The sequence below is a fragment of the Chimaeribacter coloradensis genome, from assembly GCF_002858715.1.
GTDB lineage: Bacteria > Pseudomonadota > Gammaproteobacteria > Enterobacterales > Enterobacteriaceae > Chimaeribacter > Chimaeribacter coloradensis.
Window position 1 is genome coordinate 1 of sequence record NZ_PJZH01000014.1, and the last position, 14,854, is coordinate 14,854.

At 51.5% G+C, this 14,854-nt stretch carries 4 protein-coding genes; all 4 read right to left on the reverse strand.

Translation table 11 applies throughout. The features are described from left to right. On the reverse strand, window positions 1–9,266 hold a 9,266-nt coding region (locus tag CYR32_RS13665; RefSeq protein ID WP_165698243.1), incomplete at its 3' end, for a two-partner secretion domain-containing protein. A 202-nt stretch (window positions 9,267–9,468) separates the two neighbouring features. Then, window positions 9,469–11,202 (reverse strand): ShlB/FhaC/HecB family hemolysin secretion/activation protein, encoded by a 1,734-nt coding sequence (locus CYR32_RS13670; RefSeq protein WP_101825316.1) that lies wholly within the window; start codon window positions 11,200–11,202, stop codon window positions 9,469–9,471. Window positions 11,203–11,241: 39 nt separating this feature from the next. Beyond that, complete coding sequence (locus CYR32_RS13675; RefSeq protein ID WP_101825319.1) at window positions 11,242–12,222, reverse strand: fimbrial protein; 981 nt, start codon at window positions 12,220–12,222, stop codon at window positions 11,242–11,244. Between the two features lie 33 nt (window positions 12,223–12,255). Further along, window positions 12,256–14,853: a fimbria/pilus outer membrane usher protein gene (locus tag CYR32_RS13680; protein WP_101825322.1), complete on the reverse strand. Its 2,598-nt coding sequence runs from the start codon at window positions 14,851–14,853 to the stop codon at window positions 12,256–12,258. Between the last annotated feature and the right edge of the window lies 1 nt (window position 14,854).

Sequence of the window (14,854 nt, forward strand, 5' to 3'; positions counted from 1 at the left end):
ACCGGCTTGGTTGCCTTATCCATATCCTGGATAGTGATACCTTTGCCCTTCACTTCGACACCGGCTACCGGCTTCTGTACACCGCCGCCGTTTTCACCCGGCGCTACGCTGGCTTTCGGCTCGGCCATGTTGAAGCTTACCGGCTTGGTTGCCTCATCCAGACCCTGGATAGTGATACCTTTGCCCTTCACTTCGACACCGGCTACCGGCTTCTGCACACCGCCGCCGTTTTCACCCGGGGCGACTTTGGCTTTCGGCGCAGCCATGTTGAAGCTTACCGGCTTGGTGGCCTCATCCAGACCCTGGATAGTGATACCTTTGCCCTGAACCTCAACCTCGGCTACCGGCTTCTGTACACCGCCGCCGTTCTCGCCCGGCGCTACGTTGGCTTCAGCAGATTGCGTTGTTTTGCGTACTGAGCCTTTCAGCAGATTGCCCTGAGCGCTGGTCGTACTTTCAGCCTGCGCGCCATCCATCTTTGCCCCTGGGGCCTGTACTGCGGCGGCAGGTTCTGTTGCGGTAGTTTGGGTCGCCTTGCGTACTGAGCCTTTCAGCAGATTGCCCTGAGCGCTGGTCGTGCTTTCAGCCTGCGCGCCATCCATCGTTGACCCTGGAGCCTGTACTGCGGCGGCAGGTTCTGTTGCGGTAGTTTGGGTCGCTTTGCGTACTGAACCTTTCACCAGATTACCGGGCGCTTTGTACTCCGTGCCGTTGTTGATGTTCCCATCACGCGGCGTCTCGTGATCTTTCACGTTGTTGGTGTTAGACCCTGGGGTCAGCACCACTGGATCAGGCGTGTTAACATCCCATTTTTTACCGTCGTACTGGCTTGGGTCGCCGTTCAGGCCGGTGGTTTCAGCGATATTTTTCGCTGTGCCACTCGGGTCGTGAACAATCTTGCCCTGGCCTTCATACGGCGTGCCGTTATCGTTATTCCCGTTACGCGGCGTCTCGTGATCTTTCACGTTGTTCGTGTTAGATCCCGGGGTCAGCACCACTGGATCAGGCGTGTTAACATCCCATTTTTTACCGTCATACTGGCTTGGGTCGCCGTTCAGGCCGGTGGTTTCAGCGATATTTTTCGCTGTGCCACTCGGATCGTGAACGATCTTGCCCTGGCCTTCATACGGCGTGCCGTTATCGGTGTTCCCGTTACGCGGCGTATCATGATCCTTGATGTTGTTGGTGTTTGACCCTGGGGTCAGCACCACTGGATCAGGCGTGTTAACATCCCATTTTTTACCGTCGTACTGGCTTGGATCGCCGTTCAGGCCGGTAGTCTCAGAGATATTTTTCGCTGTACCATTCGGATCGTGAATAATCTTGCCCTGGCCTTCATACGGCGTGCCGTTATTGTTATTTCCGTTACGCGGCGTGTCATGATCCTTGATGTTGTTGGTAGAGGACCCAGGGGTCAGCACGACCGGATCAGGCATCGTCACGCCCCACTGCTTGCCTTCATATTTGCTCGGATCCGCAGGGGTTGCCGTGTCAGCTTTTTTGGTTTCAGCCCCACGCGGGAGGGTAGAACCTGACCGCGGTACGCCCTCATACGGGGTGCCGTTGTTGGTGTTACCGTTACGTGGCGGCTCAATCCATTCCGTTTTACCGGTGGCTGACCCTGGGGTGAGGATGACGCGTTCCGGCATCTGCACTTCCCAATGCTTACCGTTGTATTCACCCGGGCGCTGCGGCTTAACAGGATCGATCGTCTCATTACCGTCCGTGCCATCCGGTTTCGGCTGAGTGTCATCCGGCTTCGGCTGGGTGTCATCCGGCTTCGGCTGGGTGTCATCCGGCTTCGGCTGGTTATCATCCGGCTTCGGCTTGAGGTCGTCCGGCTTCGGCGGATTGTAGTCCGGCGTTGGTTCTGGCTGCGGCTGTGCATCATCCGGCTTCGGCGTTGGCTTCGGCTGTGCATCATCCGGCTTCGGCGTTGGCTTCGGTTGTGCATCATCCGGCTTCGGCGTTGGCTGTGGCCGGGCATCATCCGGCTTCGGTGCCGGCCGTACATCATCCGGTTTCGGTGCCGGGCGAACAGTATCAGGCTTCGTCGGTTTCACCGTATCCGGTTTTTTCTTACTGCTGCCACCCTTGCCGCCTGCAATGGTGAAGGAGATGTCGTTGCCCCACTCTTTCTCGTCTTTATTGACTTTTGAGAGCTCACTGGCGTCCTGATTCACCTTCCCGTTGACGTCACCGTTGATCTCACCCACAGAGATGGTCGCTTTCTGCGTCTCGTTATAGTGCCGTTCATCCACGGTTTCCGCATAGACGTTAACGCTGGCACCGGTTTTGGTGATACCGGCGCCGCCGCCGCCGTAGGCGCCGTCCTGCTCAATCGTATCTGTGAGCTCCCTGGCGTTGATCGTGCCTGCCACATCCACGGTGCCGGTTTTGCTGTCAGAGATCAGGTTACCGCCGGTGATATTCAAATCACCTTGCGTTTTCACATCCAGAGAGCCGGTTGTGTGAATGCCCGCCTGTTTGTTGGTTCTCGCCTCATCGTGATATTCCGAACCACCACCGGCACTGACACCGAAGGTTGGGATCGGCGCAGCAAACCCATTGTCACTTGTCATGGCCACACCCGCGGAGACGCCGGCATGCCAGCTGGAGGCATCCGTATTGACCGTATCCTGCCGTGAGATGACATTGAAATCGCCGCCGGTATCAACACTGGCTGTTTCAGCTTCAATATTGGAGCCGTCCAGCGTGGCATCGCCCCCGGTTTTGATCTTGACGTCTTTCGCCTTAATAGTGGAGTTGGTGTAGCTTTTGCTGTCACCTGAAGATTTACCGCCACTGACCCCCACATCCAGCGAGACCCCCATACCTACGGAGTCTTTATCCACGGCTACGCCGGAGCTGATACCGATATCCAGGGATTTATTTTTCTCTTTGTAAGAGGTTTTGGTCTCCGCGGCGCGCACCATCAAATCACCGCCGATGTCCATATTCACGCTATCGGCTTTGACATCCACCCCGTTCAGGGCGGCATCTTTTTTGGTCTGAATATTGAGCTGGCCTGCCTCAATATGCGTGATGTTTTCACTGGCTGAAGACGTAGACCCCGACGAGGATTGTTTGTTGATCCCCCAAGTGGTGGTTGAACTGGCCAGATCGTTGAAATAGAGGTTCGATGCATCACCCGCGACCTGAAGGGCCGTCATAGCCGGGTCAAAACTGGTTTCCGGGTTATTGACTTTATTGACCACCATCGCCGCATTTTTGTCCAGCACGTCCGCGATCACGCTGCCGGTCTGGTTTTTCACGCCGATAAACATCTCTTCTTTCGAGTAGGTGGTCTCTAACGTATCCTCATATTTCGTGGAGGCCAGCTCCTCGGCGATGAGGTTCATTTTGCCCTTGGTTTTCAGATCGGCACCGCCGATATCCAGGGTTTTTTCTGCCGTCAGATCCAGCTGTTCATCAAAGTTCAGCATGGCATTCTTATTGGTGGTACTCTGCGCGGTGCTCTCCTCTTTCAGGGAGCTAAAGCCCGCTTTCACTTCCAGCGCCGGCGCTACCGGTGCTTTACCCGGCCTTCTCGAACCTGGTGAGGCGGAGTCGGTGTCATTCACGTTCTCATAGTTGCCGCCGTCAGTATGGGAGGACTTACCATCCAGAGTGCTGTAGCTGCCTTCTGCGGTATAGCCGGCACCCGTGGCCTTGCCAGTAATTGAAAACTCTTTCTTGATATGCTTCTGTTCGTTATAGGCGTGATCCTGCGAAGTTTTGATATCAATATTATTGCCGGCGTTAAAGCTGCCGATTTTACCGGTGTATTCCCCGCCTTCCATGATGATGTCATGGGCGGCATCAACGATCAGTTTGCCGCCTGCGGAGACATGGCTTTGCTCACTGGTGGCTGTCGTGGTTTTTGATTCCCACGACTCATGATTCAGCGGGCCCTTGCCTTTCATGTCATATTTATATTCTGCGGAGATCTCATGCATCTCATTAAAGGCCACATCCCCTTCGGTCGCCTTCATCAGGATATCTTTGCCCGCCGCGATAGTACCGGCATTGACCGTGATATCTTTGGCTTGCATCGCAATGCTGCCGCCTGCGGAGATAGCATCATCGAAGTGATGGATCTCCTGCTTACCTTCAACATTCCGGCCCACGCTGGCGGTAATGTCGATGCTGCCTTTTTCAGCACTCAGGATAATATCCTGACCCGCTCTCATGGCCGCGCCATCGTTGTTAATGGAGCCGTCGGTGCTTATCGCCGCAATGGTGCCGCCTGCTTTGATGCCGCCGTTCATACCATAGCTGACGTTATTGATGTCGCCTTTTGACTTGATGATGACATCTTTACCGGCGCTGATGGTACCGTTGCCGTTGTTCACTTCGGTTGCGTCAATGTATACGCCGTTGTTAGCGTGGATTACCGCCGAGCCGGAACCTTGCTGCACGCCTTTTTCCATCTCATCCATGGTCTGGGCAGAAAGGTAGACCATCGGCACCAGCACGTCAGTGCCGTCAATATTCTGGTTCACGAACCAGACAATGTCCTGATCCAGGTGAGTGCGCTGCTCTTCGGTTAATGGTTTACCCACTTCCAGCCCCAGGCCGGCGTCATTGCTGGCCAGGCTGGCGTTGTTCATCAACATCTGAACCAGATCGGCACCTTCCACCCCATCACGCACGCTGAAGAACGTGCCCACAGACTGGTTCAGCTGGCGGCGGATCAGTTCGGAGATAAAGTAGTTATCCCCGATGACCGTGACCGGTTCAGTCGGGTTATAACCAACCTGATCAAAGAAGTATTCAGAGCCGAAGTAAGCATCCTGATCAATCATCGAGGTGCGGGTTTCATACACCGGCACCACTTTGCTGCTGGCTCCCTCTTTGACGAGTTTGTCAGGATCGGTGTTACGGGTATTCCACTCGGTAGAGGTGGTGAACATGCCCGGAATGCTGATCAGTTCCGCCAGCGTCGGCAGGGTACTGATGCCGCCACGCAGCTCTTCCACTTTTTTCAGGTTAATGGCGATGTCATAACTGCCGTCGATCGCGTCCACTTCCTGAGTGCCGATCTTCTCAACCACAACATCGGCATCTTTGCCGGTTTTGGCACCTAAATCCCCGATACCGTTATTCAGGCTGCCATTGGTATGAACGAAGTCACCACCCGCAACAATGCTGCCTTTATCACTTGGCAGGAAATATTGTTTTTTATCGTGAATAGCCTTTTGATCATCCTTCTTCAAAGCAGCCCAATCGGCACGCAAATCGCTATACGTTTTGGTAATCCAGCTTTCACCAAACAGCGTGATCATGATGCTGTTCAATTGAGCAGATGAATCCGCTACACCATCAGCAGCCAGGCGTAATGCATCAACAACCGGCTCAAATTTTCGATATTTGATTTCATCCGGTAGCCCGGGCATGGCTCCATTCTTGATGTTCCAGAACATCAAGCTGCCCACGCCACCACCTACGTTTTGTATTTTTGGTGTGCCGGTACCAAAGAGCGTATCCAACATTTCATAGAGCGTATCGAACTTGGCCGGCATTTCATTAGTAGAGACAAGCCTTTCAATATGCGTAATATTGATCGGCGTATCCAACGGGTTATGTAGGTAGTCATAAATGGACATCTCAACATAACGCGGGGCGTTGTGAATATCGCCGCTGATGAGCATACTGCCTTTTGCCTGGATAATGCCGCCGTCATTGGTGATGCTCATTGGCTTTTCAGGGCTGTTGGTAAATATCTCTTTCTGATTAATCAGCATATGCCCAGCAGAGGAAATTTCCCCGGCTTTTACCAGCTTAATATCTGAAGAAAGAATTGGTAACCAAACTTTTACCCGGTTTTCCAGGTAGGTCGCGCCATCATAATAAGATTTTGCAGCTGTCCCGTACTGTACGGGGCCATACTGCCATTCACCACCTGTGTATTCACTGCGGTTTTCAAGCACCTGTGCATCCAGCTCCATCGTGCCTTCAGAGCGGATAATACCGACGTCGTTAATCAGGTTTTCGGCCACAATGGACATACTATCCATGCTCAGAACGTTACCGTTTTTGCCGTTGATAAAGGTGCCTTCGCGTGCATCGATACTAACGTCGTCCATACTCCAGATCAGCGCATTACTGTTGTTGGTAATATTTTTACCCACCAGGTAAATATCCTGGTTACTGACGATGGAATAGTTGTTGGTCAGGTCGCCTTCAGCATTCAGATGAATTTCACCGCGGCTTTCCAGCGCGGTATCAATCTGTATATCACCCGAAGCATTAATGGTGAGTTTATTGTTGGCGTTAATATAGCCGGAGTTATTACTGTCATCGATTTCATCATCCGGATTGCTGTCTGCAATATCCTGGAAGATGAAGTCGTTATCGATGTTCAGTTCCAGGGCATTATCTGACCAGAGGTTCCCTTCGTGGTTTTTCAGGGTGTTCCCGATAACCAGAATCAGGTTTTCATACGCCTGGATATTACCCAGGCTGTTATCCAGCGTGGTGGCGTTTATTTCGACATCTGAGCCGCTGACCTGACCACCGTCGGCATTGGACAGGGTTTTTGTATTGATTTTCAGCAGTTCACCTGAAGCCAGGAGAGCCTGCTCAGTATTTATCAGCGAATCAGCAGCCGACAGATCCAGGAGACCGTTCGCCAGAATGCCGCTTTCGTAGCCGCGGTTCTCGATTGACTGGGCAGCGATAGCCAGGTCACCCGCGGACTGGATAATTGCGGTGCTGTTGAGCAATTTGCCAATCGCCGTCATTACCAACGCCGTTTCGCCGCTGATATAGGCGCCTTTTTCATTGGTAATATTCTGGATACCGTCCAGCGTCAGCTGTTCGATAGAGGCGATCAGGGCAGTGTTACCGCTGTTGACCAGGTTGTGAATGCCTTTCAGCACCATCGCCGCGTTCGCCTGAATCAGGCCCGAGTTCGCCAGGCTGTCGATGTCAGCAAGAGTGATCTGTGCCGCAGAGACAATCTGGCTGGTCGCATCATTGGAGAGGATGCCGATATTGGAGAGCGTCAGTGCCTCATTCACCGACAACATGCTGGACGCGTTTTCATTATTCAGCAGGCCGACATTGTCGATGGTGAGTGAGCCCTGGGACTGAATGGTGCTGCTGTCAATGTTACGCAGTTGAACGGCATTGCTGATGTTAAGTGCGTTACCGGCGCTGATCAGGCCTGTCTGGTTAACAATGTTTTGTACCCCATCCATGACCACGGCGTTATTTGCCGACAGGGTAGACTGGGCGTTGGTCAGGTCAGTGACCTGCGTGATGCTCAGCGAATCCCCGGCCAGGATGCCGGAATTATTCTGGTTGTTGACGGTGTTGATATTATTCAGCGCCACCGAATTACCCTGGATCAGGCCTGAATCATTCAGCAAGGCATTGCTGTTTTTCAGGTCAAACCTATTATCGGTAATGATTGTGCCGTTATTCTGGTTAGTGAGCGTATCCAGCCCGTCAAGGTAGATGTTATTACCCTGCAACCAGCCGCCGTCATTGGTGATATTCAGTTTACGCGCTTCGGTGCCGCTCACTGTCAGATCGCCATAGGCGGTGGTTTCGCTGCCCTGATGCAGGTTCAATGCATCGCTCAGCGTGAGGTTCATCGCTTTACCAGAGTAAATCTTACCGCTGTTGTCCAGGGTGTCAGTGTTAATACTCAGGGCATCTGAAGACTGGACCTTCCCGGTATTGGTCATCTTCGCGCTGCCGGCGGTGGTGCCGTTCTGCTGGATAGTGACATTTTTACCCTGAATATCACCGCTGTTAGTCAGCAGATCGCCATTGGCAGTCAGCGTAATATCCGCATTGCTGTTGATCACGCCGCTGTTATCCAGGGTGCCGGTTTCAACTGCAACCGTGCTATTGGCAAACAGAGCGCCGCTGTTTTCCAGTGAGCCAACCGTAAAGCGCTGGTCATTGGCATAAATAATGCCGCTGTTTTTCGCCTTGCCTGCATTGATGGAGAAAGAGCCGGCGGCCTGAATGGTGCCGTCGTTTTCAGCCACATCAGTAATATTGAAGGTAATCGCGCCTTTCCGGGCAACCACGCCGCCTTTGCTGTTTTTGAACTTTTTAGCCTTGATGCTGATGTCGCCCTGCTGCGCCACCAGTTGCGCATCAGACGCAACAGCGGCATCAACCACCTGTCCATTCACCCGGACGACATAGGCCCCTTTTTCCAGCGTAATCGCGGCATTGGCGAGGCGGTTTCCTTGCGCATCAACGGCATAGAGATTGCCGGCAATCTGGTATTCATCATTTACGTTGATAATGATGGCTGGAATAGTGCCGGTGCTGTTCTGCCCGTTTTGCGCCATCAATGCGGCGGCACTTTGCAACATGGAGCCGGCATCAATACGGATCGTGCCCTGCTCTGACAGGGCATCTGCGCCCAGCATCAGGTGAGACAGTGCACGGATGACCAGATCACCCTGGCTGATGATCCCGCCGTAACCGTTATTTTTCTGTACAGCGATGTTGTTACCCGCCAGCGTAACGCTGCCCTGGTCGCTTTTCAGGCCGCTCAGCATCAGGTCGCCGTCGGCAGAGATTTCAACGCCGCGGTCGCCGACCAGGCTGCCCTGATGGCGGACACCGACGCCGCTTTCGGTACTGATCAGCTGAATACGGCCGCCATACATGGAGCCTAATGCGCTGCCGTCAATCGCGACTTCCGGGCGGTTTTCGCCGCTGGTGCTGCGCACGGTGTGCGTACGGGTTTCCGGATCGTAGTCGTTCAGACCGGTGACCGCTTTAATCTCAGCCTGACCGGCAATTTCGCCGTCCAGTTTGATGGTGCGGCTGATAATATCGAAATAGCCCAGGCCATCGGTTGAGATGCCGCGCCCTTCAATATCTACCCCGCCTTTCTCTACATTAAGCAGAATACGGCCATCGTTCTGAGGGACGACTTTACCGGTAGTCAGGGTCAGGTTGTTGGTGTTAACCGTGGCAACACCGTTCACTTTGATGCCGTTTTCGTTGGCGACGATCACGTCAGCTTTACGGCCAAACACTTCCATCGTGCCGTTAAGGTGCGTGCCTTTCGCACCGGTTACCTCATTAAGGATAACGTTGGCTTCTTTATTCAGCTGGGTGTTCTTCATGGTCTGGCCGCCAATCTGGGAGACACCGTCAGCCATGCTGTTGTTGAAAATTACGCCCTGCTGATTAACGTTAAATTCGTTATATTTATTATGCGAAATGCCACGTTGGTTAGGATCGGTGATATTCACGACCGGCGTACCATTCGCTGACTGATTCATCGTCGGCGCATGTTGCTTATCGGTTTCCGGAATAATTCCGTCACCAAAAGCAGCTACCGGCATCACGCTGGCAACGGCCAAATATAAGGGCCTCAGTTTACTGTTAAACCCTTTTCCTTTCTTACTTCCTTTTTGTACCGGATGTTTCTTGCTCACCATATTTTCCTCTGAAATATACCATTGCATAACAAACTTCATTTACTTAAAAGTTCAACCCAATGTTGTAATAGATTGCACTTTCCGCGACATCCTGATCCCTCAATGTGGAAGGTTCAGCCAAAGGCCAGCTCATCGTAAGTGAAGTATTAAAATAGCGGCCTGACGCCTTAACACCGATGGCAGCACCGGTCATATATTGCGTATGGCAGGCATCAACGCCTGCCGGACAGTTGTCTTTAACAACCCCTAAATCGTAACCAATAAAAGGCGTGATTTGATTAATGCCAAATTTATTGACATATACCGGGAAGTTAAGGTTATTAGAGAGATAAGCACCGCTATGTACAGACATAAAGCTGTCTTTATAGCCGCGTACCGTAAATTCATCACCCACGCTGAATTTCGCGTCGCTGACTGTAATATCAGGGGTATATTGGAAACCAGAGCTCATGTCATAACTGATGCCGACATGATCATTACGGTAGAGATCGCGTGACCAGTTCACCATGCCGTTATATTTCACATAGTTCAGGTCAAAGCCCTCCAGATCGGCATCGTCTTTCCAGGCGGCATTAAACCACGGGGTGCCGGTGGTCACATTCAGATCACCATAGACCCAGCCGCCCAATAACGTCCCTACCCGGTTTACCCCAGCGGTAATGCTGCTATAGCGTTTGCTGCTGACATCAATAATATCGCCTTCGATCAGGTTCGCGCTGTCACGTGTCTCTAATTTGACATAGCCGCTGGTTTTCCCCAGGGCGTCACGGTGCAGCAACCGGCTCAATTTCAATGAGTCACGGCTTGAATCCCCTTCGCTATGGTAACCACCATAAAAGCCGCCAATGGTTTTTGCATAACCCGATTTATAGAACATCATGTCCCAGGTCCAATAGCCCAGCGGAAGGCTATAGTTAATGGACCAGGAGTCCTGGTTATCCGGGTTATTTTTCAGATCGTTAAAGGAGTAATAAAACCCCAGCACATCATTCAGGCCGAGCGGGTTATTTACGTTCAGGCTGGCATAATATTGCGCCCAGCCATCCGCCTCTGAACCGGAGTTATTGGTACCGATGCCGCCGGAAATAGGCTGAACATCTGCCCCTTGCAGGTTTATGGTGGAATAGCCCATCTTTTCATTGGGCACGATGCTCAATTTGTCATTACGTGAGACGCGCAGCAGGTTATCCAGGCCCTGGTCAATATCCTGGAGGTTAAGCGGCTTGCCTTCTGCAAACGGCATGGCGCTGAACAAGCGCGAGGACTCACGGAATGTCGGCTTCTTTCCTTCTACACTGAAGTCAGCCACCTTCCCCCACAGCACTTTGAGGTTCAGAATGCCTTCCCGCAGGTTGCCCTGCTGGATAGTCACCAGACTGGTGGAGTAACCTTTCCCAATATAAAAATCACTGAGCTCTTTCACCAGCGTCATGATTTCATATTGACCCATTTTGGTATTGATATAGCGATCAATAATTTTCTGCCGGGCCGGTGAATCATCGTAGATGTCATCACCTTCGACGTTGATCTCTTTAATCATAAATTGATAGCCGGCACCCGGCTTGCCCAGTTCAGATAAAGAGGACCCAACGCCCATCTCTTTTTGGGTAATAATTTCCTTTTCACGCGCCTTCTCCTCCTCAATTGTGAGTTGGTTCTGACGGCGTTCTAATTGATCCAGTTCATGCTTTGCGTTATTTGTGGATAACATCGCAGAGTAAGCATTGCCGGAAAGTAATAATACGCCTGCACTAACGCAAAGCATTTTCTTCATCATGGTAAATTACACCTGTAAAACTTAAGTTATATAAGTTGATTAATCCATGTAGACATCAAAAATGGCATACGTACTAACTTTTCCCGGCGTCATCTTTGATGTATCCACAGGCACAATTTGCGCTTTAAACTTCAATGTTTTCTTGCCGGTGACGTTGCCTACATTGGTTGCTTTTGCCTTTTCCCCTGTTACATCGAGGACCATACCCATACTGCTCATTAATTTAACTTCAACAGATTTGGCACATTCTGTTGTTTCACAATTTTTAATAGCGCCCTTCGCTGCCCCAATACTCTGCTCCCCGGTAAAGGCTATTTTCACAGGCGTCGTCGCCGGGCAATCAAGCGTCAGGTCAAATTCTTTCAGATCACCTTTAGTGATTTTTTTTGACGCAAAATCCGCAACAGAGTAGCTACCTAAATCAACGTTCTGGTAAGTGGTGAGAATGGCACAAGATTTGGGCCTGATATCCACAGCACTGGAGAGAACCACGTTCATTAATGTCAGCGGTGTGCCGGGGTCTGTATCTGCCGTGACCTCAACTTTGCCAATTTCACCGGCAGGAATAGTGCCGGTCTGAATAGTGCCGGTCTGAATAAATTCCAGCTTAACGGTATCGGCACGCTCACTGCACGACCCATTACACGGATAGGCCGTAGGAAAATAGGCCGAACGCGAAGAGGGCCAGCTTAGCCTGATCCCCAACCCAGGAATATTCGTCTGATACACGTTAGGCACCGTGGACTCTGTCGAAAATTCCGGGCGGGTATATTTAGAACGCCAGGTATTTCTTATATTTGAGCCGCAGTTATAACTGATCCCGGGTGCCCGTATTTCAGCCGAGCCGAGCACCGTGCCTTGTGTACCGTTACTGGCTGGGCGCAAGGTCGGAATGGTTATTGCAATGTTCATTACGGAGCCGGATGTAATGGAGCAGTTATTCACAGCGGCCGCAGGCAATGCATAAAAACCAAGCCCTGCCGCTGCAATACACACTATTTTCATTAATGATTTAAACATAACGCGTCCTCCTGCCCCTTTCAGGGCAGTGATTTATTTTTTACAGATCAGGTGCTGGGTAGGAATATCTTCTTGAGATTCAGTCTGGACTTTCTTCGCGACCTTATAATCAATGGTACATTCGCCCTTCTCTTTCCCTGTCGTCCAGTTCACCCGTAACATGCTGGATGTTTTATCTTGCGGCAGGCTTAACATGGCGCGGCCACCCTGGCCTACAATCCCCAGCACCTCATCGCCATCATCTTTAATGGTGGCGCCATAAGGAATATATTTCCCATCGGCCCGGTTAATCTGGACAAATTGCGTTGAAGTAATCTTGGTATCCAGTTTAATTTTTACGGATGCGCCGGCGGTCGGCACGGTTTGTAATTTTGATTCACCAAACTCCACGCCTATTGGCGCACCTTTAGCTTCAACATAAACTTCGTTATATTGATAAGGGCTTAAAGAAGAGATAATGGCATAACCATTTTCAGCGACGGTTGAGGTCAAATCCGGGTAAATATGTGCTCCCGTAGCCCCTTTTGCCTCGACGATGCCAAATGTATTACCTAATGATGAGGTATAGTTTACCCCGCCCCCGTGGATAACCATCCCACCGCTGGCGTTCATGGAGGCGGTATAGGAGGTTTCTGTCTGGCTATAGGTGACGTTGCCTTGTGCACGGCTGCCGTTATATCCCATGCTGAGCCCAAAATTGGTCTGGTGCTCCTGGGCATGATCAAACCAGGTGCCATAATCGAACTGGTTATATTCACCGGCAGTGCCATATAACGAGGTTCGGATTTTCGCATCCTGATTGCTATAGCTGACCGCGGCATTCAGCGTCGGCACTTTTGAGTGCAATGTCCCGAACGGAACTGACATGCCTAAATAGATGGCCCGATCTTCAACACCGTCTTCATCAATGGTTTTACTGACATTGATGCTGTAACTCATGGACCGCCATGAGTTGGAATAACCGAATTGATAGCTGCTTTGTGTATTACGGCTGTAGCGGCTGTCCCAGACGCGGCCATAATAACCCGAGGCAAACACGCTGCCCCAGCCTGGTGCCAGTGACTGGCTGATGTTTACTTCAATTTTGTCGCGATAGTTTTCCGGCAAATAGCTGTTGTCACCGGTTTCCAACGCTTCTTCGGTTAACAGCGCATCCATTAATGAGTAATAGTTCTGGCTGGAATAGCGATACCCCGCCAGGCTTAAGTTAGTGCCGGTCTGGTCAATATATTTTGCCAGGCTGACTTTCAGGCTCATATTGCAGAAGCTGTCACACGGCTGCTCTTGCTCGTTTTCAAATGAGGTAAAAGAGCGCGTTAAATCGATGCCTAACGCCCCGACGGGGGTATTGATCGCCATCCCCCCCATTAATGCTGCGTAGTCGCCCGGTGCCGTTACCTGGCCACCGCCATAGAGTGTGACGCTGTTATTCAGGCCATACTGATAGGTACCTTCCATCAATATGGGCGTATTACGCAGCGAATCACTGCGTACTTCCCCTACTGTTGCCGAGAATTTTGACGTCCCTGGGCGCAGCAGCATCGGCAGGCTGGCATAGGGGGTGATAAAGGTGCGGGTTTTTCCGTTGCTCTCATTAATGGTGACTTCTAAATCGCCGCCGTAGCCGGTGGCGTACAGGTCATCAATAACGAACTCGCCCGGCGGCACGCTCATTTCACGGATCAGGTTGCCGTTCTGTTTGATGGTGACGCGGGCGTTAGTATCTGCCACACCACGCACAATCGGGGCATAGCCCTGCAGCGACTGCGGCAGCATCCGCTCATCGCTTATCAGGCTTACGCCGCGCAGGGCGACGGTATCAAACAACGTCCCGGAGGTATTGATATCCCCGGCCGTGAATTCCGCTTTCAGCGGAATAATGGCGCGCTGCACATAGGAGGAGAGATGGCTCCATTGAGTGCCGGTGTCATCATTGGTGTTGACGTTATCATAGGTATAAAGGCGCCAGGCTCCCCACTTTAACGATGAAAGCAAGCTGCCATAGTAGTAACTGGCGGCTGTATGATCGTCATATTGCGTCCGGGTTGCGCTGACATTATAACTGGCCGAAAATGAAGGCACGCCTTCATCCCACAGCATAGGGTTGATATACCCTTCTGGGTTATTATTTAAAAAGCGCTGCGGAATAGTAATCTGCAGGATTTCTTCATCGGCATCATAATTTGTCGTTGCACCAGGGATAAGATCCTTGATTAAAATGCAGGCGCTATTTTGCCAGCCGGATGACAGCTTTTCCGTATTCACATCCATTTTAAGCAGCATGTCTGCTGACAAACAGGGCTCTACGCTACCGGCGGAATCCTTCACAAAGTTAATATGATGCGTGCCGAACGATTTCTTGTTACGCATTACCTCAACAAAGTATGTGCCTGGTTGTGTTGTAGGCTCACCGTCATAAATACTGAAATCTGTCCCTTCGTTATAGGCGTTAGCAAAACCGCGGTTAAATCTCACCGCATTTTTTTTAGGGGCGGCCTTCCCCCTATTAACAGGTTGGGCATCTCCCGTATTCAGGATGTTGCTTTCATTTGCATAGTTTACCGCCGGGTATACGCTCAGGCTGCCAACTACCAATGACAGGGCTATTTTCCCTCCTTGTCCAACCCGCATT

Excerpts from the sequence above, each read along its gene's own strand:
- CYR32_RS13670 (WP_101825316.1), bottom strand. The coding sequence starts at position 11,202 with ATGATGAAGAAAATGCTTTGCGTTAGTGCAGGCGTATTATTACTTTCC.
- CYR32_RS13675 (WP_101825319.1), bottom strand. The coding sequence starts at position 12,222 with ATGTTTAAATCATTAATGAAAATAGTGTGTATTGCAGCGGCAGGGCTT.
- CYR32_RS13680 (WP_101825322.1), bottom strand. The coding sequence starts at position 14,853 with ATGCGGGTTGGACAAGGAGGGAAAATAGCCCTGTCATTGGTAGTTGGC.